General features: G+C 44.9%; 28 protein-coding genes. 10 read left to right on the top strand and 18 right to left on the bottom strand.

What is annotated here, in order from left to right:
• The first annotated feature begins 106 nt into the window (after positions 1-106).
• On the top strand, positions 107-964 hold the full coding sequence (locus tag AC6R00_RS06925) for a helix-turn-helix transcriptional regulator (protein ID WP_500639809.1): 858 nt from the start codon (positions 107-109) through the stop codon (positions 962-964).
• Between the two features lie 309 nt (positions 965-1273).
• Here the strand turns inward: AC6R00_RS06925 and AC6R00_RS06930 are convergent, their stop codons facing one another.
• From AC6R00_RS06930 to AC6R00_RS06945, 4 genes are all read right to left on the bottom strand, one after another.
• Positions 1274-2008, bottom strand: coding sequence for an RNA methyltransferase (locus AC6R00_RS06930; RefSeq protein ID WP_500639810.1), 735 nt, complete (start codon positions 2006-2008; stop codon positions 1274-1276).
• Between the two features lie 186 nt (positions 2009-2194).
• A complete protein-coding gene (locus AC6R00_RS06935; RefSeq protein WP_500639811.1) occupies positions 2195-3295 on the bottom strand; it encodes an alkene reductase in 1101 nt (366 codons plus the stop codon).
• A 14-nt stretch (positions 3296-3309) separates the two neighbouring features.
• Complete coding sequence (gene gloA / locus AC6R00_RS06940) at positions 3310-3690, bottom strand: lactoylglutathione lyase (RefSeq protein WP_500639812.1); 381 nt, start codon at positions 3688-3690, stop codon at positions 3310-3312.
• A 127-nt stretch (positions 3691-3817) separates the two neighbouring features.
• A complete protein-coding gene (locus tag AC6R00_RS06945; RefSeq protein ID WP_500640171.1) occupies positions 3818-4708 on the bottom strand; it encodes a DMT family transporter in 891 nt (296 codons plus the stop codon).
• Positions 4709-4954: 246 nt separating this feature from the next.
• On the opposite strand from AC6R00_RS06945, the gene AC6R00_RS06950 reads away from it, so the two are divergent.
• Positions 4955-5557 carry an HD domain-containing protein gene (locus AC6R00_RS06950; protein WP_500640172.1) on the top strand — a complete coding sequence of 201 codons (603 nt, stop codon included), beginning with the start codon at positions 4955-4957 and terminating at the stop codon, positions 5555-5557.
• On the opposite strand, the gene AC6R00_RS06955 is transcribed toward AC6R00_RS06950, so the two are convergent.
• The 3 genes from AC6R00_RS06955 to AC6R00_RS06965 are packed head-to-tail and all read right to left on the bottom strand — an operon-like array spanning position 5554 to position 8068.
• Positions 5554-5871, bottom strand: a complete 318-nt coding sequence (locus tag AC6R00_RS06955) for a cupin domain-containing protein (protein WP_500639813.1) — start codon at positions 5869-5871, stop codon at positions 5554-5556. The two genes, AC6R00_RS06950 and AC6R00_RS06955, sit on opposite strands and share 4 nt — an antisense overlap.
• 39 nt (positions 5872-5910) lie before the next feature.
• The gene (gene yidZ, locus AC6R00_RS06960; RefSeq protein WP_500639814.1) at positions 5911-6864 is read right to left on the bottom strand and encodes an HTH-type transcriptional regulator YidZ; all 954 of its coding nucleotides are present in this window, start codon (positions 6862-6864) and stop codon (positions 5911-5913) included.
• A complete protein-coding gene (locus AC6R00_RS06965) occupies positions 6839-8068 on the bottom strand; it encodes an MFS transporter (protein WP_500640173.1) in 1230 nt (409 codons plus the stop codon). Before AC6R00_RS06965 ends, yidZ begins: the two co-directional genes overlap by 26 nt.
• A 178-nt stretch (positions 8069-8246) precedes the next feature.
• Between AC6R00_RS06965 and AC6R00_RS06970 the strand changes: the two genes are divergently transcribed.
• Entirely contained in the window at positions 8247-9032 is a 786-nt protein-coding gene (locus tag AC6R00_RS06970; protein ID WP_500639815.1) for an HAD-IIB family hydrolase, read from the top strand.
• A 30-nt stretch (positions 9033-9062) separates the two neighbouring features.
• Here AC6R00_RS06970 and AC6R00_RS06975 read toward each other — a convergent pair whose 3' ends face one another.
• Positions 9063-9257 (bottom strand): hypothetical protein, encoded by a 195-nt coding sequence (locus tag AC6R00_RS06975; RefSeq protein ID WP_004746483.1) that lies wholly within the window; start codon positions 9255-9257, stop codon positions 9063-9065.
• A gap of 179 nt (positions 9258-9436) precedes the next feature.
• Complete coding sequence (locus AC6R00_RS06980; protein WP_239854211.1) at positions 9437-9625, bottom strand: hypothetical protein; 189 nt, start codon at positions 9623-9625, stop codon at positions 9437-9439.
• 170 nt (positions 9626-9795) lie between these two features.
• Between AC6R00_RS06980 and AC6R00_RS06985 the strand changes: the two genes are divergently transcribed.
• Together AC6R00_RS06985 and AC6R00_RS06990 are read left to right on the top strand one after the other, a co-directional pair.
• Positions 9796-9969, top strand: a complete 174-nt coding sequence (locus tag AC6R00_RS06985) for a hypothetical protein (RefSeq protein WP_239854210.1) — start codon at positions 9796-9798, stop codon at positions 9967-9969.
• An 18-nt stretch (positions 9970-9987) separates the two neighbouring features.
• Entirely contained in the window at positions 9988-10521 is a 534-nt protein-coding gene (locus AC6R00_RS06990; RefSeq protein ID WP_500639816.1) for a hypothetical protein, read from the top strand.
• 47 nt (positions 10522-10568) lie between these two features.
• On the opposite strand, the gene phnE (AC6R00_RS06995) is transcribed toward AC6R00_RS06990, so the two are convergent.
• The 7 genes from phnE (AC6R00_RS06995) to AC6R00_RS07025 all read right to left on the bottom strand — a co-directional run bounded on the left by phnE (AC6R00_RS06995) (position 10569) and on the right by AC6R00_RS07025 (position 19069).
• Positions 10569-11372: a phosphonate ABC transporter, permease protein PhnE gene (gene phnE, locus AC6R00_RS06995; protein WP_500639817.1), complete on the bottom strand. Its 804-nt coding sequence runs from the start codon at positions 11370-11372 to the stop codon at positions 10569-10571.
• The gene (gene phnE, locus AC6R00_RS07000; protein ID WP_171320450.1) at positions 11372-12172 is read right to left on the bottom strand and encodes a phosphonate ABC transporter, permease protein PhnE; all 801 of its coding nucleotides are present in this window, start codon (positions 12170-12172) and stop codon (positions 11372-11374) included. Before phnE (AC6R00_RS07000) ends, phnE (AC6R00_RS06995) begins: the two co-directional genes overlap by 1 nt.
• The gene (phnC, locus tag AC6R00_RS07005) at positions 12160-12945 is read right to left on the bottom strand and encodes a phosphonate ABC transporter ATP-binding protein (protein ID WP_239854207.1); all 786 of its coding nucleotides are present in this window, start codon (positions 12943-12945) and stop codon (positions 12160-12162) included. Before phnC ends, phnE (AC6R00_RS07000) begins: the two co-directional genes overlap by 13 nt.
• Before the next feature lie 114 nt (positions 12946-13059).
• A complete protein-coding gene (phnD, locus tag AC6R00_RS07010) occupies positions 13060-14100 on the bottom strand; it encodes a phosphate/phosphite/phosphonate ABC transporter substrate-binding protein (protein ID WP_171320449.1) in 1041 nt (346 codons plus the stop codon).
• A gap of 253 nt (positions 14101-14353) precedes the next feature.
• Positions 14354-15565 (bottom strand): glycerophosphodiester phosphodiesterase family protein, encoded by a 1212-nt coding sequence (locus tag AC6R00_RS07015; protein ID WP_004746471.1) that lies wholly within the window; start codon positions 15563-15565, stop codon positions 14354-14356.
• A gap of 211 nt (positions 15566-15776) precedes the next feature.
• The gene (locus tag AC6R00_RS07020) at positions 15777-17129 is read right to left on the bottom strand and encodes a sigma-54-dependent transcriptional regulator (protein ID WP_500639818.1); all 1353 of its coding nucleotides are present in this window, start codon (positions 17127-17129) and stop codon (positions 15777-15779) included.
• Positions 17126-19069: an ATP-binding protein gene (locus AC6R00_RS07025; protein WP_500640174.1), complete on the bottom strand. Its 1944-nt coding sequence runs from the start codon at positions 19067-19069 to the stop codon at positions 17126-17128. Before AC6R00_RS07025 ends, AC6R00_RS07020 begins: the two co-directional genes overlap by 4 nt.
• Positions 19070-19297: 228 nt before the next feature.
• Here AC6R00_RS07025 and def point away from each other — a divergent pair, with 228 nt between their 5' ends.
• From def to AC6R00_RS07050, 5 genes are all read left to right on the top strand, one after another.
• Complete coding sequence (gene def, locus AC6R00_RS07030) at positions 19298-19810, top strand: peptide deformylase (RefSeq protein ID WP_500639819.1); 513 nt, start codon at positions 19298-19300, stop codon at positions 19808-19810.
• A 138-nt stretch (positions 19811-19948) separates the two neighbouring features.
• Complete coding sequence (locus AC6R00_RS07035; RefSeq protein WP_500639820.1) at positions 19949-20413, top strand: DUF2846 domain-containing protein; 465 nt, start codon at positions 19949-19951, stop codon at positions 20411-20413.
• Positions 20414-20508: 95 nt separating this feature from the next.
• Entirely contained in the window at positions 20509-20868 is a 360-nt protein-coding gene (locus AC6R00_RS07040) for a VOC family protein (RefSeq protein ID WP_500639821.1), read from the top strand.
• 39 nt (positions 20869-20907) lie between these two features.
• Entirely contained in the window at positions 20908-21324 is a 417-nt protein-coding gene (locus AC6R00_RS07045; protein ID WP_500639822.1) for a hypothetical protein, read from the top strand.
• 54 nt (positions 21325-21378) lie between these two features.
• Entirely contained in the window at positions 21379-21723 is a 345-nt protein-coding gene (locus AC6R00_RS07050) for an energy transducer TonB (RefSeq protein WP_500640175.1), read from the top strand.
• An 81-nt stretch (positions 21724-21804) separates the two neighbouring features.
• On the opposite strand, the gene AC6R00_RS07055 is transcribed toward AC6R00_RS07050, so the two are convergent.
• Together AC6R00_RS07055 and AC6R00_RS07060 are read right to left on the bottom strand one after the other, a co-directional pair.
• Positions 21805-22407, bottom strand: coding sequence for a short chain dehydrogenase (locus AC6R00_RS07055; RefSeq protein WP_500639823.1), 603 nt, complete (start codon positions 22405-22407; stop codon positions 21805-21807).
• On the bottom strand, positions 22404-23393 hold the full coding sequence (locus AC6R00_RS07060; RefSeq protein ID WP_500639824.1) for a haloalkane dehalogenase: 990 nt from the start codon (positions 23391-23393) through the stop codon (positions 22404-22406). The genes AC6R00_RS07055 and AC6R00_RS07060 overlap by 4 nt, the downstream gene beginning before the upstream one ends.
• Positions 23394-23497: the final 104 nt, after the last annotated feature.

The following is a 23497-nucleotide window of genomic DNA, read 5'->3' on the forward strand; positions in this document are numbered from 1 at the left end:
CTCTGTGAACTCGACTTAGTTCAATAATCTCTACAAATGATATCTATTATCATTTATATTAATTACTCAGGGAGATGCTCACGAGAAAACGACGAAGGCTGAAACAATGAGTAATATCGTGAAGAGCTTAAACTTAGTAGGCGGCGTAGATGGAACGTTTGATGTTGTTGCTCTCGATGATGGTGTGAATGCCTACATCGTTAACTGTACAGCAACAACAGACATTCAATTCAATGATCCAGCAGACGCGGGGTTCTATATCAGCTTTGCTGGTATTAACCACGCCTATAGCCCCAAATACCCTGATTACCCAGCCGCATCTTTTGCTTCTCGATGCATAGCATCACTTTTGCCGAAGCCTGAACCTGTAAACCCTATTGAGCTAGGAGAAGGAGGTCGAATTGAGAACATTCGAATTCATTTCCCATTACACCATAGCTTGACTAAAAATCTTCTTCCTCAAAATAGGGGTTCATCATTCAAACCTTTCGACCTTTATGAAACAGGATGGCAAATGCCACTTACGGGAGAGATTCTTAACGTTGCCAACTCGATTTGGAACAATGACTTCCAAGGTATAGCCCGAACAGTATGGCTAAGAGGAAAAATCCTAGAGCTGCTTGCGTTACTCATGGTGCACAAAGAGCCTAAGTCTCTCGCCGAGCAAGCGTGCGACCTCATTGCAACGCAGCCTCATATTGATTGGAGCATACCGGGCTTATCTAAAGAACTCGCAACTAATGAATGTTATCTAAAGCAATCCTTTAGAGAGCAGTTCAATATGGGCGTCGCAAGCTGGATCCAAGCTTATCGCATCAGCCTTGCCAAAGAACGTTTAGCCAACCCTAATGAGTCCATCACCAAAATCGCCTTAGACTTGGGGTATCAAAGTGGTAGCTATTTTTCGAAGGTATTCAAACAGCACACCGGGCTCACGCCCAAAACATTTCGAAGCCGGCTTTAAAAATGGTAATTCTGGTTTATTTAGAATCCAGAAATTTACTCTAATATATCCACCACAGAGACTCTGCGTTCATTCAACCTAACTTGGCATTTATGATTAGTTTGGTGTACGGGCGCTGAAGGAGGTTCCCTACTCCTTCCTTCGTCACGGAGAACTGGAGAACTGGAGAACTGGAGAACTGGAGAACTGGAGAACTGGAGAACTGGAGAACTGGAGAACTGGAGAACTGGAGAACTGGAGAACTAAAGTTGACTCACTTTGGATAAACGGTCAACTCTAGCTATCTGGCAAATTGAAGCGCCCCTGCTCTTAGCCGTGTTGGCGACGCAGGTTGTCTAAGATGATGCCAGTTGCCATAGCAACGTTAAGTGACTCCGCACCACCAAAAGCAGGAATGGTAATCTTATCGGTAACAAACTTAGCGGCTTGCTCGCGAATGCCGTGAGATTCGCTGCCCATCAATAAAATCCCTTCTGCAGCAAACTCTGTTTTGTGCACGCTTTCACCTTCGAGGAAAGCACCATAGACAGGTAAGTTCGATTGCTCTAGGTAGCTTGGCAGGTCAAGTTGGCTAACCGTCACACGACCAAAGCTGCCCATCGTGGCACTGATGGTTTTTGGGTTGTATGGGTCAGCACAATCTGTACTTGCGACTATGTGTTTAATACCGTACCAATCGGCAACACGAATAATAGTCCCTAGGTTACCAGGATCAGACACGCCATCTAGCGCAATCATCAAGCCTTGTGCTTTTGGTGTCTCTACACTAGGGATTTCGACCACGGCAATCGCCGCATTGTTACTGACCAAAGTGCTCGCTTTCGTCAGTTCATCAAGTGATGCTTCGATGCACTCGAATCCACTTAGTTCAGTGCGATAATCAGCAAGAAACTCAGGTGTAGCGAACACCTGCTTTACCGTTAGCGCGCTATTCGCCAACTCAAGTACGTTCTTCTCTCCTTGCACCAAAAACAGACCATGCGCTTTACGCTGCTTCTTTTGGCCAAGAGCTCGAAGTAGTTTAAGTTGGTTTTTTGAAATCATAATTTTTCCACAATGATGGGCTAACCCAGATAAAAGCGCGGCAATTATAGAGTAAAGCCTTGTTGAGCTAAAGAGGCCAACCAAGATTACTCAGATTCTAGTTACAGTCTTGAGTACGAGGCTAATAACAAAAAAGCACCTCACTGGGGGTTGTGAGGTGCTTTGCCTTAGTTTGACTCGCTTCAATTAGCTAGCTTGATACTCGGGGTAATCAAGTAAGCCTTTTTCTGCGCCACCAAATAGCGTTGCAGGGTCGTGCTCAGCTAGTGGGTAGTCGTTCGCGATGCGAGCCGGAAGATCAGGGTTTGCGATAAATGGGCGACCAAAACCCACCATATCGGCTAAACCATCATTCAACGCTTGCCCCGCTTTTTCAGTGTTGTAGCGACCTGCGTAGATGATCGTTCCTTGGTAAGCCTCACGCACTGCGATTTTAAATTCAGCGGGGGTATCTGGAGCATCATCCCAGTCCACTTCAGCAATGTGCATGTAAACAACATTGAGCTTGTTAAGTAGAGCCGCTGCCGCCGTGTAAGTTTCTACTGGAGTTTTGTCTACTGTGCCATTCAGTGATGTGAACGGAGCTAGACGTACACCAACGCGATCCGCGCCAATTGCATCTGTCATCGCTTCGACCACTTCGCCTAAGAAGCGCAGACGGTTTTCAACTGAGCCACCGTACTCGTCTGTGCGGTTATTCGCCTCAGAATCGATGAACTGGTTGATCAAGTAGCCATTCGCCGCATGAAGTTCAATGCCGTCAAAGCCTGCTTCAATCGCATTTAGTGCAGCCCAGCGATACTCTTCAATCACTTTCTGAATATCTTCTTTGGTCATCGCGCGTGGTTCTACAACATCGACAAATCCCGGCTCATCTGTGCCATTATCGATGAAGACTTTTACATTCTCAGCTTTTAAGGCAGACGACGAGATTGGCTGCTTTCCACCAATATTATCTGGATGAGTAACCCGTCCTACATGCCACAACTGAGCAAAGATCGCACCGCCTTTTGCATGAACGGCATCGGTGACTTTCTTCCACCCCGCAATCTGCTCTGCTGAGTAAATACCCGGTGTCCAAGCGTAACCCTGACCCACCTCAGAAATTTGAGTGCCTTCTGCCACAATTAAGCCCGCACCAGCACGTTGAGCGTAGTACGTCGCCATCATATCATTTGCCACATTACCCGGCTGACTAGCACGTGAGCGAGTCATCGGCGGCATCACAATGCGATTTTTAAGTTCAAGTTTGCCTAATTGGATAGGTTGAAATAGTGCGTCTTTCATTAGTCTATGCCCCATTACTTGCTGACTTGAATCAGTTCAATTTGGTAACCATCAGGATCGGTGATGAAGGCGATATGTGTTGAGCCGCCTTTTACTGGGCCAGGCTCACGAGTCACATTGCCACCTAAGGCTTTAATTTGATCACAAGCGGCGTAAATGTCTTCAACGCCTAGTGCTAAGTGACCAAATGCATTGCCCATTTCGTACTGGTCTGTATCCCAGTTATGAGTCAGCTCAATCGTTGTGCCGCCTTGTTCATAACCGACAAACACGAGCGTGTAGCGGCATTGGGTATTTTCAGTGCGATCCAGAACGCGCATACCTAGCACCTTAGTGTAGAACTCGATCGATTTTTCTAAATCAGTCACGCGGATCATGGTGTGCAGAAATTTCATCATTTCCCCTTGTCGATAGCGACAACAGCCTAGAGTCACTCGCGGGCTATTGTGTCGGTGGTTCATGTCATAAACTTTGCACTAAGAATACGACCAAGCTACCAAGACAGGAAATTATCGTTTTTTATTATTTAAATAATGATTTGTTATCATCATTCAATTTGTTAACCATAAAGGATTTGAAGTGGTGATAAGCGATCGGCAAAGCGGCGCTAGCAACAATCACGAGTAGGCCAAGTATCGCAAGCTCATTGGGAATTTCTCTAAACACCCCATAACCAAGAGCTACAGAGTAAATGATCTTTCCATACTCGACATTGGCAATAACGTTCGCTTCACCATATTTATAAGCCGTCACACCAATCCACTGCGCCACAGATGAAAGCACACCAACACATAGCAGTAGACCTAACTCCGACCAACTCGGCCACTGCCAAGCTGCTAGGCTTGGTAGCAAAGCCATCACTCCTACAAACAGCGCCTGATAAGCAAGTAGCGTAATTCTAGGCTCTTCTTGTGCCACTTTTCGCACGCAGATAACAGCCACAGCAGCCCCCATTGCAGCCAGTAAGCCTGCTCCGGTATATTGCAGTGAAGCTTGTTGGAACTGTGGCTGAACCACCATCATCACACCGATAAATCCCACAATGATGGTGAATAGGCGCGTAGCCGTGATGCGCTCTGACAAGCAAAGCTTAGAGATACACGCTACAAACAGCACTTGAGTAAAGCCGAGTGCCGTAGCATCGGCTAAAGGAATATTACTTACCGTGACAAAACCAAAGTAAAGAGCAATAAACGCACCTAGAATACGTAACGCGTGTAGCTTGACTCGTTTAGGTCTAAGCAAAATGTCTAGGCTACGAACCATAGCTGGCATCAACAAGGTAATAAACACCAGTTGTCGGAAAAACAGTATTTGAAACACATCAATGGTATCGCTTAGCACTCGAACAATAACACCGACCAGAGTAAACATTGCTGTTGAACATAGCGCTAAGGCAATCCCTTTCCACATTGGAGGTAATTGGCCTAGCCTGTGAATAAATGGCTGAGTATAGCCACTGAATTTATGGGGAGTATGCAAGATTCAATGCCTCGAAATTAACCGCGAAGAGTCTAGCTTAAAGGTGACACTAATAGACGGGTCAAGAAACTCGAACATTGAAATGACAGTAGCGGAGCATCGCCATGTTAAACTTTTCAAAATCAAACAATTATCATAGGAGTTCGCTTGGAAACTGTAGAAAAGTACACTCAAGCCATGTTTGAGTTTATTGAAAAGGAGATGATTCAAGATCCAGCGCACGACATCAATCACGTTAAACGAGTAGTCAAAACTGCGCGCAACCTATGTGCACAAGAAAACGCCAAGCTAGAGGTGGTGCTACCTGCCGCTTATCTGCATGATTGTTTCACCTTCGCGAAAAACCATCCCGAGCGCAGTAAGAGCTCTGTGGTCGCAGCCGACAAAGCCATCGAATTCCTTACTTCCATCCGCTACCCAGCTCAATATTTAGATGCCATTCATCATGCGATTGTCGCACACAGTTACAGCGCAAATATCACACCGCAAACACTAGAAGCGCAAATTGTACAAGATGCAGATCGCCTTGATGCCTTGGGAGCGGTAGGGATTGCTCGCTGCCTACAAGTAAGTACTAACTTTGGCGCAAGCTTATACAGTTCAGACGATCCATTTTGTGAGAATCGAGAGTATGATGATAAAAACTACACCGTCGATCACTTCTACAACAAGCTGTTTAAACTTGAGCAGATGATGAACACTGACGCCGCTAAAACCGAGGCTAGAATCAGAACTCAGTACATGCGCGCGTATTTAGCCCAACTCGCGAGTGAAATTTAGCTTTTGTAGAAAACCGCTAGCCAGACCGTTATCTCGTCTTGAGCGGTCTGCTTCACTTTATGTTTGCAGTGTGCGGGGATATTGACATGGTCGCCCTGCTCAAGCTTAACGATACGACCATCTTCAAACTCAATCACACCAAACCCAGATAGAACCATCACCCACTCGCTCTCATCTTGATCATACCAACCAGACTCCGGTGAGCTTTGACCATGAGAGAGGATTCGTTCAATACGTACATCCTTACCCTTAACGATATCTTCAAATTGCTCTTCATTGAGAGAGTCAGGTAAGTTCGCAAGCAAATTAGTCATCGTCGTTCCTTGTAAGGTTTTATCGTCTCTAATTTAAATCTATTGGCTGTAGAGGTTTTTTATCGTATCTCGCAGCCATTTTATCTTTGGATTGCGGTTATTACGTTTATGCCAAATCATGGTGAATGGGATCTTAAGTTTCTGTTGTTGCTCGTCATCCAATGGAATCGGCATGGCAACCAGATCTGGGTGGAGTTGCTGGCAATATTTCTGACAATATTTGGGGGCGGTGGTGATCATTTCATGGCCTGCTTTTTCCGCAACAAACAGAGCCTGCTCAAACCCCGACATGGTTAAGTTGACGTTACGGCTTAACCCAAGCTCTATCAGTATTTCATCCAGAGCCCAGCTCTCACTTTTCTCCCACGTAACGTTAATGTGTGGGTAGCTGAGAAACGTCTCCAAGTTCCATTCCTGCTCAAGCGCGGGGTGATCTTTACGTAGATAAACCAAGGGCAAGTCAGTAAAGAGTACTTCAAAATTGATGTAATAAGGCAGCAGTTCAAGAGACTCTTTTGATCGAGGGTGGCTCTCTCTACCCGTAAAACCGATATCGACGTCACCACGGGCAATGGCCTCTAGTGAGTCATAGTCCCAATTGGTAAATTTAATCTTAGAATCTGGGTATGTTTGGTGAATACGCTTAGTCAATTCATCAACCATGATCAAAGATAACGGAGACTCTACCCCAAGGTTAAAACGCACACCTGTTGGTGCTTCGTCACCACGTCTTGAGACGATTTGGCTACCAATAAGTAGCCAGTCAGACAGACTCTCTTCCATGCTGCTCGCCAGTGGCGTTGGTCTTAAACCCTGCGGAGTATTGACGAACAACGGGTCATCAAACCAATCACGCAACTTACCCAATGCCTTACTTACCGTTGAAGGCGTGACATTGAGCTTCTTTGCCGTTTTGGTCACACTCTGCTCTTGTAGCAACAATTGCAGAGTGAGCAGTAAATTCAGATCAAGGCGTGCAAGTGATTTCTTCATGAAGATCGCTACGTGGTTGATTTGCTCCTAATAGTATTAAAGCGATGCCGATAACGCCACCAGCAACCAATGCAATTAGCAACATATTTACCGCAGACACACCAATCCATGCCATAAACCAGATATACAGGGCGGAGCAACACACTTGAGAAATACCCAGCACCGAACTAGCTAAACCGGCTTTGTTGGAAAAAGGGCTAAGTGCTTGACTCATCGCGACCCCAAACCCCATAGAGAACCCCATGCTAATCAAGCCAAAACCTAGCATGTAAAGCGTCGAGCTATCGCCATTCAAGTGAGCCGCGAGGATGACGATAGCCGACGTCAAAGTAATGATTTGTGAGCCTAGCAACAAGGTTCCTTGCTTAAAGTAAGACAGGGCAATAGGGGCTGAAAAAGAAGTCGACATCCCTACCATAGCCAAGAGCGCCATTGCCGTAGAGTATTCACCGCGGCTGAAGTTCAGTGTCTCCATGACTATCATTGGAGAAGTATTTACATAAGTAAGAATTGCCGTCACACCAAGCGAGGTAAACAAAACTCTAGAAAGGAAATAACGGTCCCATAGCGTTTCGTTAGAACTAGGTTCTTCGCTGTTAGACTGATCATTTGACTGTTTTGACAAGGTTTCTTTCAACACAAACGTCGCAATCAAGCAGACTAAAACCCCCATTGCCGCCATCGCACTAAACAGGACAGGCCAAGGAAATTTCAGCATGATTAAGTGCCCAATGACTGGTGCAAAAACAGGGATCATGCAGGTGATGCCGTTCAACATAGAGAGCACTTTAGCGCGCTTTTGATCGTCAAGCGTGTCGCGCAAAATAGCGAAGGCCACCACGTAACAACACCCTGCCCCTACGCCTTGGAAAAAACGCATCATCAGGAAAGCATCACTGGTTTGAGATGCGCCACCGAGCCAAGAAGAAATAGCAAAAACAATGGCACCAACAATAGCAACAGGCTTACGTCCGAATCGGTCAGCAAGTCGACCAACAAACAGCATCGTCATTGCCATACCTGACAAGTAGATAGAAAACGCCATATGAAGCTGCGACTGCGTTGCGGCTAGATCGGCGGCTATTTGAGGTAACCCAACAAGGTAGAGGTCAATGGCCGTAGGATAAAGAAGCACAAAGGAAAATGCGCATAAAAGGAATCGGGACATAGCTACCTCACTTATATAGTAATCGTTTGCGAGGATAATATTCGATACTCCACCGTTTGGCGCGTTGCCATTATGACAACAAGCATTTCCAATTACGACATCGGCAAAAAACGGATTATCTTATCGGTTACTTATTAACCTAAGCAAGTTCACTGAAATACAGAGTTAATTTTCATAAGATAAACAGTTCTTTAAACAGCATTAGATAATCAATATGGAAAAGTTACTTTCAAAGGAATGGAAGTCTATCGAGTGGGTTTTGACGGATGTCGATGACACATTGACATGGCAAGGCAAACTGCCACCGGAAACACTGATTGCGCTATCAGAGTTACAGCAACAGGGGATTAAAGTTGTCGCGGTGACTGGGGCGTGTGCAGGTTGGTGCGATCATATTGCTCAGCTTTGGCCTGTCGATGCAGTACTAGGTGAGAATGGGGCTTTTACTTTGGAAAAAAGCACCAAGGGCATTTCTCTTACCAGTTCTGAACCGCTGCAAAAGATGCGTGAACAACAAAGCCAGCTAAAGCAGCAAGTAGAAGATATTCTCGCAGATTACCCACAAGTAAACTTGACCCTAGACCAAGCCTATCGCCTGTGTGAAGTCGCGATTGATATCGGCCAAAATCGAGAACCACTAAGCGCTAATATCGTAGAGCAGATAGTCGCCCGTATTCACGAATTAGGCGCGCATGCGACAGCGAGTTCAATCCATATCAATGCTTGGTACGGCAATCATTCAAAACGTAACAGCGCATTTGAGTATTTAAAATCGAAAGGATTAACTGAGCAAGATGTTTTGACCAAGTGCTGCTATGTCGGTGATTCGCTTAATGACCAACAAATGTTTGAAACCTTGCCCTTGACTGTTGGAGTGAAAAACATCCAGCACTATTGGCATAGGCTGACACACAAACCCTCTCTGGTCATGACTCAGCCGGGCGGTTATGGATTTGCCGAGTTTGCAAAACAGCTACTGGCACAAAAAGAGACGCAGTAGGGTAGCTACTACGTCTCTATTAAGGTTAGATCACTCTTCCCCTTCGGAGATAGGCAGTCGCTTATCTTTAAGGTTGGTGTACAAGTGGGCTTGATTCCTTTCAATCATTACCATAGCAAGAAGAGGATTAAGTGCACGCACTTCCCCTTTCATATAGGGAACTGGGATGTCCCATGGATTGTTTTGGTACAAACCCTCTTCGTCGAACTGGACAAGAAACTCCATGCTTACCTCCTAACACATCGAGCATCTTCTAAGTTTAGTCCGTAATTGAGACTTTTATTAGTAATGAAGTTTCAAACAGACAACAGCCGTGTGGTCTCATGATGACCGAAAACATTTAGACAAGCGCAATACCAGTAAAATTCTCTACCGTTACTTAGACTTAACTCACTGCTAAAGCATTATTTCTCGGAACTGGTGAACCGCTTATCTCGCTCATGAAAATAGAGATGAGCTTCGCGCCTATCAATCAACACAATCGCGGCAAGAGGAGTCACTGAGTGGATCTCTCCTTTTTGGTATGAAACTGGTAGATCCCACGGATTATCTTGATAGCTTCCTGTCCTATCAAACTGAACTAGAACGTCCATAGCTACCTCCAAAACGACATCAAGTACTCCTTAAGTTTAGTTGATAAATGACCCTTTTATTATTTGTAAATCTAGTCACATTCTGACAACTCTTTCGACAAGGATCACCTCAACGACTGGCCTCGCTATCTATACTTAAATTAGATGGTCAATCTGATGAGGTGGCTACTATGGACTTTACAGAAAAACTTCGCTTGCGAGGTAAAGCGGAAGAAGATCTCTACTTTGCTAAGTTAGATCGTGAGCTAATTGAAGCGATGCACGAAAAGCAAAAATACGAACATGAATTACGTTCTGAAGAGCTCGATACTCCAAGAATTGAAAGTATACTAGACAGCAAATAGCCGTCACACTGAATACTTATGGAAGATATTGAATACATTAGAGCTTCAATACCCCTGTTGATGTTTGCCTTTTTTGCTGTATTGAAGAGCCACAAGGAGAGCACGAGAAAGCGCTACCCTGACATGAAAGATGTCCAAATATCTTTTTTGGGGGCGATAATTTCTTGGTTCACTATGCTGATTGCTCTTATTCTATTTACTCAACTTGTCATTGACCCACCAGCTTCGCTCTACATGGCTCTATTTATGCTGATTCTAACGAGCCTAATGATCGTTATTGCCCTTCAACATTTAAGCTATCAGCTGATGTTTAATGATCAAAGGCTGATGGTTAGCCATATTTTAGGCAAAGCCAAACAATGTCAGCTTTCATCGGTCACAGAGGCAAAAGAAAAAAGCTATGCCAACGAAGGGGGAAGCAGCAGAGTCGTCTTCCTAACTCACGCCCAAGGTAAGATTAGAGTACCCATCTCTATGTTAGGTGGTCAGTATCATCACGAGCTCCATACTTTGCTAAACGAGCTGCTTTCAAACACTAAAAGTGCCAGATAACAAAAAGACAGGGTTTCCCCTGCCTTTTTTCAATCGGCGTAAACCAATTAAATTAACTTCTTACGCACATGCACGACCAGTGCTTCAGCAAGAATAACAACAGCGAAGATACTCACTAGAACCATCGACACTTTTTGCCACTCGAACAGGTTTTGCGCGTCGTTAAGCACTACGCCGATACCACCAGCGCCTACTAGTCCTAAAACGGCAGATTCTCGAACATTGATATCCCAACGGAATAAGACAATCGAGAAAAAAGCCGGCATAACTTGAGGCCAGTAGCCTTTAAGCAGAATACTCATCCAAGAGGCACCCGTCGCTTTTAAGGCTTCGATTGTTCCCATATTCACTTCAGCAATCGCCTCTGCGAGAAGTTTACCGACAAAGCCCACACTGCGAACAGCAATCGCCATGATTCCTGCTAATACGCCAGGACCGAACAGAGCGATAAACAGCAATGCCCATACCAGTGAGTTAACCGAACGCGAAGAAACCAAGAAGAACTGTGCAATCCAGTTTAATGTTTTGCTTGGCGTAATGTTAGGTGCGTTTAGCAAGGCTAATGGAATAGCGAGAATCAAAGTGAAAAGCGTTCCAAGAGTTGCAATGTGCAGGGTTTCAATCAGGGCTGCATGAATCATTTCAGGGTAGAAACCGTAATCCAACGGAACCATGCGACTAAACATGTCACCAAACTGCGCTGGTGCGTCGTAGAGGAACTCTGGAATGATTTCTATAGTCTGCCAAGACCAAACTATCGCTGATACAAAACACAAGTAGGCGGCGAACCTTGCCAAACGCTCATTGAACGTAAAACGCTGCCACTCTCTATCAATTGAAGCGGTTGTCATTAGAAGATTCTCCTTACTACATTAGATAAGAATTCACCTACAAGAATCAGTGCAATAATGGTGATAAGAATAGCGGCAACAAAGTCGTAATCAAAACGTTGGAAAGCAGAGAAAAGAGTGCCACCTAAACCGCCTGCACCAACAATGCCCACCATGGTTGAGTTACGTAGGTTTGAGTCAAGTTGATAGCTAGCAAAGCCGATAAAGCGCGTAAATACCTGTGGCATCACCGCAAACAAAATCACACTCGCAAAGCTTGCCCCTGTTGCTCGAATGGCTTCAACCTGTTTAAACGAGATCTCTTCAATGGCTTCAGCAAAAAGCTTGGCGATGAAACCAATCGAAGCAAACACCAAGGTCAGAATCCCCGCTAACGCGCCAAAGCCCACGGCTTTAACGAATAAGATGGCAATAATGACTGGGTGGAATGATCGGCACAGCGCGATAAAACCACGTACTGGTGTTGAGACAATCGATGGCATCATGTTTCTTGCCGCCAAAAGACCGAGAAACAAAGAGATAACGATGCCAAAGAAGCTTGAGATGATCGCTATCTGTAAACTCTCTGCTAAGCCACTAAGTAGCAGGTTCGAACGAGAGAAATCGGGTGGAAACATGCGAGATAGCAAGCGCTCACTTTCTCCAAAACCGATAATCAGGCGTTCAAAGCTAAGGTTAAGTGTCGAGAAGCTGTAAAACAGATAAGCAACCACTGCAACCACGCCCACTCGGCTCGCCCATGATGCTTTAAAGGGGTTCTCAACGTTTACCGAAGAAGGTGACGTGCTTAATCTAGCCATGACTCACCTCCATAGATGATCTTCAGATCTTCTTCGCTGATACCTTCTGGGCTGCCATCGTAATGCACTTTTCCGTTACACATACCAATGATGCGAGTAGCAAAACGCTTCGCCAAGTTCACATCATGAATATTAACCAGAACAGGGATTTGTTTATCTTTGGCAAACGTCTCCATCAGCTCCATAATCTCGACCGCGGTTTTAGGGTCGAGAGATGAGGTTGGCTCATCCGCCAATAAGATGTATGGGTCTTGCATGACTGCACGTGCAATACCGACACGTTGACGCTGACCGCCAGAAAGACTATCGGCACGCTGATTGGCAAAGTCTTGCAAGCCAACGAACTCAAGAAGCTCAAATGCTTTTTGCAAATCCTCTTTCGAGTAATTTCGACGCCAAGCGTTCCATGAAGACATGTAGCCTAAACGCCCACTGAGCACATTTTCTATTACCGTTAGTCTCTCAACCAAGTTGTACTCTTGAAAAACCATCCCGATGTGACGACGCTGTTTACGTAGTGCTTGCCCCTGCAGTTTTGTCAGGTCTTCACCTTCAAACAGGATTTCACCGCTAGTCGGGTCGTTTAAGCGGTTGATGCAACGCAATAAGGTACTTTTACCTGTACCTGATGGGCCTATGATGGCAATGATGCCCGGCTGATCGATATTGATGTCGATACCTTTAAGGATTGGCTTACCTGCCACGTACTCATGAAAGAGATTATTGATCTTTATTCCGTCGTATTTTGATGCGTCACAGCTTGCTACGGCCATACTACTATTCCTTGTTTTCTTATTTTGAGCCCAAATTTAGGGTGTACGATGCCCGTGCCCTACACACTAGGCACCGTACTTTTTGACGTTATTAGAGAATTAGAAACTTTTGTTTTATTGGTTGGTGGCTTGCTTTGCTAGCTCAGCTGCTTTTTTCTTAGCGCGCTTAGCCGCATCTTTCTCAGCCAGTTTCTTCAGACCAGTTTTTGTGTAAGCCGTGCCTGTTGCATGAGCGATATCGCGGATAACTGACCAGTCTTCTTGGTAGGTAATTGGTGAGAAACGGTCTGCACCTTTAAATGCCGCACTCATCTCTGGAGTGAATCGGTAGCTAAAGAAAGCTTCGTTAATTTTCTCTACCAGTTCAGGTTTTAGGTTGTAAGCGTAGCCAAATGCAGACGTTGGGAAACGTGGACTGCGGTAGATAATTTTAAGCTCAGAGTCATCAACACGACCGGCCGCAACCATACGGTCATAAACATCTGATGCAACAGGCGCTGCATCGTAGTCACCGTTGTATACGCCTAGGATAGATTGATCGTGTTTACCTGAGTAAAGCACTTTGTAATCTTCATCTGGTACTAAGCCTTGTGCTGGGAACAAAGCACGTGGCGCTAGGTTGCCAGAGTTTGAAGAGGCCGATGTATGGGCAACTCGTTTGCCTTTCAAGTCCGCCATTTCGTTGATACCACTGTCTTTACGAACGATAGTCACTAGGTTGTAGCCTTGGAAACCTGCTTCGTCACCTTTTACCGCAATTGGCACATAACCCGCTAGGTTTACAGCGTAGCCGGTAGGACCCGTTGAGAAACCTGCGACATGCAAACGACCAGAGCGCATGGCTTCAACCTGAGCTGAGTTAGAGTGAACAGTGTAGTAAATGACCTTTTTGCCAGTAATTTTGCTTAGGTGTGCTTGGAAATCGGCAAACGCATCTTTATACAGCGCTGGGTCTTCTACTGGTGTGTAGGTGAAAACTAAGGTGCTTGGGTCGATCCACTCGTTCGAGTCTTTTGGTGAGTCAGCCACTAGATCTTGGTTTTCATCACAATATCTTTCATCCAGTACCCCACGGTTAGCACACTCACTTGCCATCGCCATAGATGGAAGCAGCAAAGAGCCAGCGATTAACAATCCTTTTACACTGTTTTTCATATTAGAACCTTACATTCACGTTATTGTTGATGTTCACCTTTACTATTGCAGGGGACGTGCCATCTATTTTTATTTTTACTTTCAAATACTTAATTAAAAGCACATCTAGCATTTTTTAATTTGGGTCAAATGTGTCTTGCGCAAGCTACGCCATTTGGGTCATTTTTGTCCCATGAAATTTACAATTAAAAAAAGGGCTCGAAAGCCCTTCATTTTTAATCAAATATCTTGCTAACTTAGGCTGTATCGCAGATTAGATATCCATACAGTTTGCGTAGTAAGTGACCGTTGATGGCCAATCACTGAATACGCCTAATACGCCTACATCTTTGGCCAACACATCCAACACTTTCATCATGTCGCCATCTTGCTTAATTTGCTCAGTCACGCTTTGGTAATACCAACCGCCACCTTGCGCAAGTGGGCCAGAACGCTCTAATGTCCAAGCGATAATATCGAGATCGGCTTGTTTGGCTAGCTTCGCGTATTCTGATGCAACAATCGCATTCTTATCATCTAACTGAATAAGCGCATAAAGAGGTGGAGCAATGATCTGAACACCATCTTTAGATAGCGCTTTCATGTTCTCTAGCGTCGCAGTAAAGCCTTCTAGATTGTATACGCGATCGTCAAGGTAAACGGCTTGTTTACCAAACTCAGGTTCGTTTTTAATCCAGTATTTCACGTCATCTAGGTTGAATGACTGAACATAAGCATCTTTGGCTGTAAACCCTGCCGCTTTCAGCTCATCAATTAGCTTCTGCGCATAATTCTCTTGGCTGAAGCCCTGATAAGGCATTTCAACTTTGGCTGACTTCAGCTCTGGCGTCACCTTCACACCATGCTTTTTGAACAACGCTGCACTTTCAGCATGGGTCATCAAAGTACCCGTTTGTGAGTACAGATCTGTACGCCAGCCAGGCGTCCCATTCATGTACTCTTCGATGGTAGTGGCTTTCGGGTTTGCGCCATCCATTTTACCTTTCAAGGTTCTAAACTCAGCCAAAGTAAAATCTGAAGTACGACACTCTACTTGTGCATCCTCGCCAGTCTCAGGATTCGCTGGTTTAAACGGCACCGAACATTTCTTAGCAAGTTCTGGGTGAGCAAGAACATCGGTTGTAGTGTGGAGATCACTTTGTGAATGGCGACATACCAGTTGTTTATCTTTGGTAAAGGTCACATCACATTCAAGTACACCCGCTCCCATCGCAATCGCAGCTAGGTACGACTCTTTGGTATGCTCAGGAAACTGCATTGCTGCGCCGCGGTGACCAATCGAAAAGTCGCTACGATAAAATGGGCCGTCACTACAGCTTTCAAGCTTAGTTTTTAGAGGGCTCTCTTCCATATCACTAACGAGATAGAGAGGGCGTGGGCCGACCTGTGCTGGTTCGTTGCCCGCCATGGCAATTGAGCTAACACCTAACAATAGAGTGATACCACTGGTTAAGATTTGCTTCATCGGTTTCTCCTTGCAGCAAATTGTTTTATTGATTTTTAATCGACTCTGACAAAAACGGTTTACATCCGTTTTACAGATTTATTTCCGCGAGTTTAAATCAGAGTGGTTACTCTATAGCACTCTCTATGCCAAATATTTTAACCTTAAATTTCAATAATATAACTTCAGCCACACTATCACTCCGTTATATTGAGTCATTTGTGTCTATCGCTCAGTTGGCGCGATTCGCCTTGAAGCTCTCTTTGTCCAGTTGATGCTTTTTCATCTTTCGATATAAGGTTTTGCGCGGTAGATTTAGCCGCAGCGACACCTCATTAATATTGCCTGCCATTTCAATCAACGCTTCAGTAAGCACATTGCGCTCGTACTGCTCCATTTGCTGCTCAAACGCAAAGGCTTCACTACCTTGAGTCGACGGTGCTTGCAAATCAAACCCTTCGCCCACAATGCCCAATACAAATCGATCTGCGACGTTTCTTAACTCACGCACATTTCCGGGCCAGTCATGACGGCACAACTGTTGTATTTGCTCAGCGTAGAGGGTCGATGATCGCGTTTTATATTTTTGACTGGCTTGAACCACAAAATGCCTAAACAGAGACTGAATATCTTCTTTGCGTTGGCGTAACGGTGGTAAATTTAGACTGGCGATATTGAGCCGATAAAACAAATCAGCCCTAAACTCGCCGCGCTGACTCAGCTCCGATAAATCAGCTTTGCTTGCTGCAACCACAACAATATCAACCGGAATCAGTGTATTACCGCCAACACGTTCAATGACTCGCTCTTGTATCACTCTGAGCAACTTGATCTGAACCGCAATCGGCATGCTTTCAATCTCATCAAGAAATAGAGTGCCACCGTTTGCCTGTTCAATTTTCCCGATACGCTTTTTATTCGCACTGGTAAAAGAGCCTGCCTCATGCCCAAACAACTCACTCTCAATGATACTTTCCGTCATACCGCCACAGTTAATGGCAACAAAAGGCTTATCACGACGTTTCGAGTAACGATGCAGGGCTCTAGCAATCACTTCTTTGCCCGTGCCAGTTTCCCCATTGATGATGGTATCCACCCCAGTTCGAGCCAAAGCCAACACCTGGCTTCGTACCATCTCCATTTGATTAGAAACCCCAATCACGACATTTTCAATCGGTAGCTCTGGCGTATTCGAAAGCGTATCTGGGGCGTTCTGCACCTGCGTTGAAGCGAGGTTGAGCTTTTCTATCAGCTCGTCACTTTGTAGCGGCTTTTCGATAAAGTCGAATGCACCAAGCTTCATCGCTTCTATCGCCATCGGAATATCACCATGACCACTCATCAGGATGATTTCACACGCAGGCGAACGACTTTGAATTGCATCTAGCATAGATAGGCCGTCTAATTGCGGCATACGTACATCGCATAGAACAACCTGCTTACTGTCCGGAGATAACGACTTCAAACCCGCTTTCGGGTCGGTAAAACTGGTTACGTTAAAGCCTTCAAGCTCTAGCATCTCACTGACTGCCTCTACGACATCTAGTTCATCGTCAATGAGGGTGATTTGCTTTTCCATCGTCATGTTCTTGCGCCTTCTAAATGAACAACAAACTCACTACCCTGTTGCGGCTGTGAGTTAACCCGAATAGAACCACCAAAATCTTTGATGATATTAAAAGCGATCGAGAGCCCTAATCCTAAGCCCTTGCCCACCTCTTTACGGGTATAAAATGGGTCGAAAATATGAGGAATATCGTCAGCGAGTATGCCTTTTCCATTGTCTTTCACCGCAATCGTGACCTCTTCTCCCACTCTAGAGACAGACACCAAAATAAGCGGCTCAGGGGTTTGTTCTACGGCATCAATCGCATTGCTGATTAAGTTAACTAACACTTGCTCTAAGCGAATGGGATTTGCTCGAACACTCTCACAAGAAGAGAGATTACAGTCGAGCACTATCGGTATCTGCTTATTGGCAAAGAGTTCTATCGCATCGTTGACGACAGGCATCACCGCTACCGAGCTCACTTTACCATCGCTCTTACGCGAGAAGGCTTTCAAGTGACGCGTCAGAGCCGCGACTTTACCTAGCAGGGTTTCAATTTTGTGCAGATTCTGGGTCGCTTTATCTGAACGCGCTTGCTCTAGCCACTTTTGCGCGCTGCGAGTATGACTGCTGATCGCGGTTAAAGGTTGGTTAATTTCATGAGTAATTCCAACACTCAATTGCCCTAGCGCGGCGAGCTTGCCAGCTTGAACCAGCTCATCTTGAGTGACGCGAAGTTTCTCTTCTGCCAGCCTACGCTCTTCGACTTCGGCTTCCAGTTTTTGATTGGTTTTTTTCACTACTTTTGCGGTAGCTTGGAATACCTGCAAGGACTTCGCCATTTGGGTAATTTCATCCTGCCCTTTTAACTCAATATGGGTATCCAAGTGCCCTGTTGAAATGGCAAACATATCGTCTCTAAGGTTAAGCAGGCGCTCCAAAATATTTTTGCGTACGTAGAACCACGCGATCCCCGCAGCGGCAAATAGACTAAACACCGAGAGAGCAAGCGAGAAGGTGCGATTTGAAGCTAATGAGGCTTGTACATGGGCAATCGACGAATCAATTTCTAAGTTAACGTTTGACGTGTTTCGCTCTATTTGAACGGAGAGTTGATGCAGGTATTTACGGCTGTTTTCAAGTAAGAATTCCTGCTGATAGTAGTGCTCCAACGCTTGGTTCTTGAGCTGAACTAAACGGCTTGAGCGAGAGGCAAGGGTGTAGATAACCGAGAGCTTTTCATCGAGCACAGGCAAAGATTCAGCAAGCCCACTCTCGAGCCACAAGCTAAACCAATCTTGTCCCAATTGCTCTAGACGATAGGTTGTGTAATCCAACTCGTTGAAGCTGCCATCATTATAAAGCTTCTCAACCAAACCTAGTTGATAGAACAACAAAGCCTTTAGCTGACTGTACTGAAGACGAGACTTTTGCTCCGCAGGCAAGCTATCAAGCTCTTCACTCACTTGCTGCAAGAGAGGATAAAAACCTTCTAGCAAGTTGCGTAACTCTTTGTTGAGCTGCCGCGATTCTTCACCACTTTGATAAAGTAAACTCAGGCTGTTACTCACCTGCATAATCAAGTCTTTAAAGTAAGCATGGTACTCAGGAAAATGGGCAAGTACTTGGTTCATCTCTTCTATGCTGTCTTCAATACGAACCATGGCATTGCGCCTTTCAAGGTTCGAATCGGCTGCGACTAACTGTGACGAATCAGTGATCACCAAACGCACCATATCGTTTAGCCTAGCCGCCTGCTCAAGAGCTGGGATTTCTTTTTCCTTGAGCTCGAGCAGAGCGCTTTCTAGCTTGTCATAAGTGGTCGAACTAAAAAGGGCGAGCAGTAACGTCGTCATCGATAGCATTGCTAATGCGAGACCCAGTCGCACCTCGATGCCCCGCCACTTAAACTTGGCGCGATGCGTTTTTTTCGTCATGGGTTCGGTATCAGAAACCGACGAGCCTCTACCAAGCATCTGATTCACAAAGATATTCCTACTAGCTAAATGTCCAGCTCTTTTAGAGCACAAACACCATTAACAAAGCATATAAAACATCACTACATTTTATTAATAAAGCTATCTGTATCAGATTTGTGGAATAGACAGTGAGAAACATTAACTTTCTTCAATCTAAGACTCACTACACTCGGCTCTTTTGGTTAAAATTGATAGCCTAAACAAATTGTTAGGATTTAAAGATAAATGGCTGTATTAGATATTCTCACTGCCCCAGATCCGCGCCTCAAGATAATCGCAGAGAAAGTCACGGACATTGCGTCAATACAAACTCTGATCGACGATATGCTCGAAACCCTGTATGCGACTGACAACGGGATTGGTTTGGCTTCTACACAGGTAGGTCGTAAAGAAGCGGTGGTGATCATTGACCTTTCAGATAACAGAGATGAGCCACTAATCCTAGTTAACCCGGAAGTCGTCAGTGGTGAAAACAAAGCCTTTGGTCAAGAGGGATGCCTGTCTGTGCCAGATTACTACGCTGAAGTTGAACGTTTTACTTCGGTGGTTGTGTCTGCGCTGGATCGAGAGGGAAATCCGATCACAGTTGAAAGTGATGAGTTCTTAGCCATTGTAATGCAGCACGAAATAGACCACCTCTCTGGTAATCTATTTATCGACTACCTGTCGCCCCTGAAACGCCAAATGGCAATGAAGAAAGTAAAGAAATACGTAATAAGCCAAGCTAAGGCTCGTTAAGTGCTCATTAAATGGGCGAGTAGATAAATCGCCCACACTTAAAACTTAATGAGAATCACAATTATTACCAATAACAATCACTAAAATATTATTTTGTTGTATGTTTGCCACCGATTTTATAAAGGCTAGGTTAATCATATGAAAAATAAATTGTTTCTTTGTTCTGCTCTACTCCTTGCACTCTCTGGTTGTGCCTCTGTTCCTACGGTAGATACCGAGGTTTCACAACATGCTAAGTCCTTCCCTACCCCACAAAAAGGCAACTCGGGTATTTACGTTTATCGAGAAGATGCGTTTGTAGGCGCTGCGCTTAAAAAGTTTGTCTATGTCGATGGCGAATGTATTGGCGAAACGGCCCCGGGGGTGTTCTTCTATCATGAGGTGAAAGGCAACCAAGAACATATTATCAGTACCGAATCTGAATTCTCAGAAAACCATGTGACGCTTTTCACTGACGAAGGACGCAACTACTTTATCAATCAATACATAAAAATGGGCGTGTTTGTCGGTGGCGCTGGTGTTGAGCTTGTCGACGAAACACACGGTAAGTCACAGGTTTTAAAAACCGAAATGGCGCAAAACGGCAATTGCTCTTCAATCTAGTATCAGTTAGCTGCAGAAGATCCTCTCGGCACCAAGCTAGATACAAGAGCTCTCGGTAAGGCTTAATTGGACGTTAAATATCAAGGGACACACTGATGAAAATGAACACAATGCGTATTCCCTGTAAATCTGTTGAAGAATCCGAACAGTTTTACACCCACAAACTGGGACTACATAAGGTCTTTGGCAGCGCAAATGACGGATTTATTGGCTATCAGTTAGACAATATTCAGTTATTGCTCGAAGTGGAAGAAATCGGAGAATTTGAGTGTGGTCGATTCTTGGGTTTTAGCTTAGAAGTTGATGACATACACAGCTTCTTTGAAACATTGATTCAGCGCGATGTCAGGTTTACCGGGCCTCCTGAAACACAGTTTTGGGGCGGTTTAATGACTCATATTATTGATTGCAATAACAATACATTCTCAATAGTCCAAACCAACCCGCGTCAGTAGTATCAACAGTTCGCAACAAAAAATTATAGGAGTATTTATATGAAGAAGTTAATAGCAGGATTAGTTCTGTTGTTTTGTGCAGGTACAGCCTCAGCGTATGAGGGCCAACCCAAAGAGCAAGTGGACAAATTCTTCAAAGAGCTTTCTTCTGAACAATCAACTCAAGCTATCGATAAGCTATTTAGCAATAATCCGACGATTAGCGCCAATAAACAACAGCTTACTCTTCTCAAACAACAATTTGGAGTTGTGCTGGCTATGTACGGTTCAATCATTGGAGCAGAGAATATTCATTATGAAGAATTATCTCCATCTCTCGTTCGTATTGTGGAAGTGGCCAAACATGAAAATCATCCAGTAACGTGGGAGTTTTACTTCTATAAACCTAAAGATACTTGGATGATTAGCCAAGGTATGTTTGTCGATCAATTCCAAGTGATTGGAACGAAAAAATAGATGGGTCTTATTGTCTTGAGTATGAAATCGATCTATCAATCCATCTCCATAAGAATGTTATTTTTACTATGGTCTCTGCTCGCTGTAGGTTGTACTACAGCCACACACACAACTGATGCGGTAGGGTTTGATCAGCAAGAATACATCAAAAGGCTGTCATCTAATCTGTACTATCCACAAGAGGCAAGAAGTCTGTCGCTGGAAGGTACCGCAATGATACAGACAGATATCAATCAAAAAGGCAGTGTAATTGGGCTCACGATATTAGAAAGTTCAGGGCATACCATTTTGGATACCGCTGCAACGAAAACGATACTCGCGACAAAGTTTCCAAAGCACACGGCACCCCACCCGATCACCGTCGTCTTTCCAATGGCCTATCAACTTGAAGATAAATAGCGCCTAGTAACCTGACGGCTCGCTTCAGAGAGAAACGCCCAACAGACATACCATCTGTTGGGCGTTTTGCGTTTGGGAAGACTAGTGAGCTAAAACAGCATCAAAGATGTGTCCGTTGTCATTCCCTTCAATACTTTGTTGATAGAATTTAGCCACTTCACTTGCAGGAATTCCTGTGCTGCTATCAACACCCCATTGCTCTAAAGTCTCTTTAACCACAGCAGGGCTGACCGCATTGATACGCTTGCCCTCTTCAAGCTCTAAGGCAGCAACACCGACAAACGCATTAATACCCGCTACACCGATAGAAATCGCCGCTGTCCCCGCCATTGGGTAGTTGGCAGCCTGACCAGAAGTTAAGGTAATAGAACCTCCCTCTTTCAAATATTCCAGACCAATACGAACGAGGTTAACTTGCCCCATTAGCTTACCCTTTAAAACCTCCGCATAGCCTGAACTTGGCATGTCTGCGATGCTGCCCATTTCACCATTACCCGCCATTGAAACAATCGCATCTACCTGACCAACTTGCTCAAACAAAGCTCTGATCGACGCTTGGTCTTCAATGTCGACGGTAACCTCTCCACGGCTATGCCCAACCGCCATCACTTGATGATTCTGACTCAGTTGGTTAACGACGGCTTGCCCAATGACACCATTTGCTCCAATTGCTAATACTTTCATGCTGTTACCTTCTCTTGTTTATATTGTGTTTGCTCTAACCAATCGACCATTTTATTGGCTAGCTGGACAGATTCATCTTCTTGTAAAAAGTGGGATGCGTTGTTTATCGTGATATGTGGTTGGCCCGAAGCACCAGGGAAATTGTTCTGGAATTTCTCGTCGTAACCTTGCCCCGCAAGGAATGGGTCTTGATCGCTAAATAGTGTCAACACGGGCTTGCGCCACTGTTTAAGTTTTTTCCAATCCTTATTCACTTCATCAAGTTCAGCGGCAACAATTTCAGGCATTTTTCGTGGTGCTGCATAGAACTCAGATGACGGGAACGGTGCATCGTAGGCTCGCATTTCTTCACTACTCAGTTCTTTGGTCGTCAGTAGTTGGATGACTTTGCCAATCTCTAGTTGTTCGCTATGCCTGAAGTATCCAGCCCAGTTGCCGTAGTTGATCTTGTTTGCCAATTTATCGAACGTTGCTTTACCTGCTGCTGCAGCCATGACCTTCAACACTTTTGGCACCATAAACTTTTCTAAGCCGTTCATCTCAGCGAGAGCAGTATTGGCAACCACCAAACGATCTAACCATTGAGGTTGGTTCGCTAAAGCGCGTAAGCCAATCATTCCACCCCAATCCTGCATGAATGCCGCACCATGACGCACACCAGTTTGACGAATAAAACTTGTCATCCAACGAACATGATTCGCGTAGGTGTGCACATCACTTGTCGCTGGCTTATCAGACTTACCAAATCCAATTAGGTCAGGGGCAATGACGCGATACCCGGCATTCACGAGCACAGGTACCATATGGCGATAGAGATAGCTCCAGGAAGGCTGACCATGAAGCAGAAAAATAACCTGAGCGTCCTTTTCTCCCTCATCAATGAAGTGCATTTGCATTCCCTCAACCTCGACATAGTTAGGGGCAAATGGGTAGTCAGGTAGGTCGACAAATGCGCTATCTGGGGTCGTTAAAATCTGGAAAGTCATAGTCTCACTCCTAAATGTTCAAAACAGTTGGCCATCTTCTGCCAGTACGAACAAACCGCTTGGTTAAGCTGAGTATTTTCTGGCGATGGAGTTACTTTAGAAGA

The organism is Vibrio sp. R10-SF1-ISO8, from assembly GCF_059833805.1.

What these genes read in the sequence shown, in the direction of transcription:
- AC6R00_RS06925 (WP_500639809.1), top strand. Translation starts at nt 107, where the DNA reads ATGAGTAATATCGTGAAGAGCTTAAACTTAGTAGGCGGCGTAGATGGA.
- AC6R00_RS06930 (WP_500639810.1), bottom strand. Translation starts at nt 2,008, where the DNA reads ATGATTTCAAAAAACCAACTTAAACTACTTCGAGCTCTTGGCCAAAAG.
- AC6R00_RS06935 (WP_500639811.1), bottom strand. Translation starts at nt 3,295, where the DNA reads ATGAAAGACGCACTATTTCAACCTATCCAATTAGGCAAACTTGAACTT.
- gloA (WP_500639812.1), bottom strand. Translation starts at nt 3,690, where the DNA reads ATGAAATTTCTGCACACCATGATCCGCGTGACTGATTTAGAAAAATCG.
- AC6R00_RS06945 (WP_500640171.1), bottom strand. Translation starts at nt 4,708, where the DNA reads ATGTGGAAAGGGATTGCCTTAGCGCTATGTTCAACAGCAATGTTTACT.
- AC6R00_RS06950 (WP_500640172.1), top strand. Translation starts at nt 4,955, where the DNA reads ATGTTTGAGTTTATTGAAAAGGAGATGATTCAAGATCCAGCGCACGAC.
- AC6R00_RS06955 (WP_500639813.1), bottom strand. Translation starts at nt 5,871, where the DNA reads ATGACTAATTTGCTTGCGAACTTACCTGACTCTCTCAATGAAGAGCAA.
- yidZ (WP_500639814.1), bottom strand. Translation starts at nt 6,864, where the DNA reads ATGAAGAAATCACTTGCACGCCTTGATCTGAATTTACTGCTCACTCTG.
- AC6R00_RS06970 (WP_500639815.1), top strand. Translation starts at nt 8,247, where the DNA reads ATGGAAAAGTTACTTTCAAAGGAATGGAAGTCTATCGAGTGGGTTTTG.
- AC6R00_RS06975 (WP_004746483.1), bottom strand. Translation starts at nt 9,257, where the DNA reads ATGGAGTTTCTTGTCCAGTTCGACGAAGAGGGTTTGTACCAAAACAAT.
- AC6R00_RS06980 (WP_239854211.1), bottom strand. Translation starts at nt 9,625, where the DNA reads ATGGACGTTCTAGTTCAGTTTGATAGGACAGGAAGCTATCAAGATAAT.
- AC6R00_RS06985 (WP_239854210.1), top strand. Translation starts at nt 9,796, where the DNA reads ATGGACTTTACAGAAAAACTTCGCTTGCGAGGTAAAGCGGAAGAAGAT.
- AC6R00_RS06990 (WP_500639816.1), top strand. Translation starts at nt 9,988, where the DNA reads ATGGAAGATATTGAATACATTAGAGCTTCAATACCCCTGTTGATGTTT.
- phnE (WP_500639817.1), bottom strand. Translation starts at nt 11,372, where the DNA reads ATGACAACCGCTTCAATTGATAGAGAGTGGCAGCGTTTTACGTTCAAT.
- phnE (WP_171320450.1), bottom strand. Translation starts at nt 12,172, where the DNA reads ATGGCTAGATTAAGCACGTCACCTTCTTCGGTAAACGTTGAGAACCCC.
- phnC (WP_239854207.1), bottom strand. Translation starts at nt 12,945, where the DNA reads ATGGCCGTAGCAAGCTGTGACGCATCAAAATACGACGGAATAAAGATC.
- phnD (WP_171320449.1), bottom strand. Translation starts at nt 14,100, where the DNA reads ATGAAAAACAGTGTAAAAGGATTGTTAATCGCTGGCTCTTTGCTGCTT.
- AC6R00_RS07015 (WP_004746471.1), bottom strand. Translation starts at nt 15,565, where the DNA reads ATGAAGCAAATCTTAACCAGTGGTATCACTCTATTGTTAGGTGTTAGC.
- AC6R00_RS07020 (WP_500639818.1), bottom strand. Translation starts at nt 17,129, where the DNA reads ATGACGATGGAAAAGCAAATCACCCTCATTGACGATGAACTAGATGTC.
- AC6R00_RS07025 (WP_500640174.1), bottom strand. Translation starts at nt 19,069, where the DNA reads ATGCTTGGTAGAGGCTCGTCGGTTTCTGATACCGAACCCATGACGAAA.
- def (WP_500639819.1), top strand. Translation starts at nt 19,298, where the DNA reads ATGGCTGTATTAGATATTCTCACTGCCCCAGATCCGCGCCTCAAGATA.
- AC6R00_RS07035 (WP_500639820.1), top strand. Translation starts at nt 19,949, where the DNA reads ATGAAAAATAAATTGTTTCTTTGTTCTGCTCTACTCCTTGCACTCTCT.
- AC6R00_RS07040 (WP_500639821.1), top strand. Translation starts at nt 20,509, where the DNA reads ATGAAAATGAACACAATGCGTATTCCCTGTAAATCTGTTGAAGAATCC.
- AC6R00_RS07045 (WP_500639822.1), top strand. Translation starts at nt 20,908, where the DNA reads ATGAAGAAGTTAATAGCAGGATTAGTTCTGTTGTTTTGTGCAGGTACA.
- AC6R00_RS07050 (WP_500640175.1), top strand. Translation starts at nt 21,379, where the DNA reads ATGTTATTTTTACTATGGTCTCTGCTCGCTGTAGGTTGTACTACAGCC.
- AC6R00_RS07055 (WP_500639823.1), bottom strand. Translation starts at nt 22,407, where the DNA reads ATGAAAGTATTAGCAATTGGAGCAAATGGTGTCATTGGGCAAGCCGTC.
- AC6R00_RS07060 (WP_500639824.1), bottom strand. Translation starts at nt 23,393, where the DNA reads ATGACTTTCCAGATTTTAACGACCCCAGATAGCGCATTTGTCGACCTA.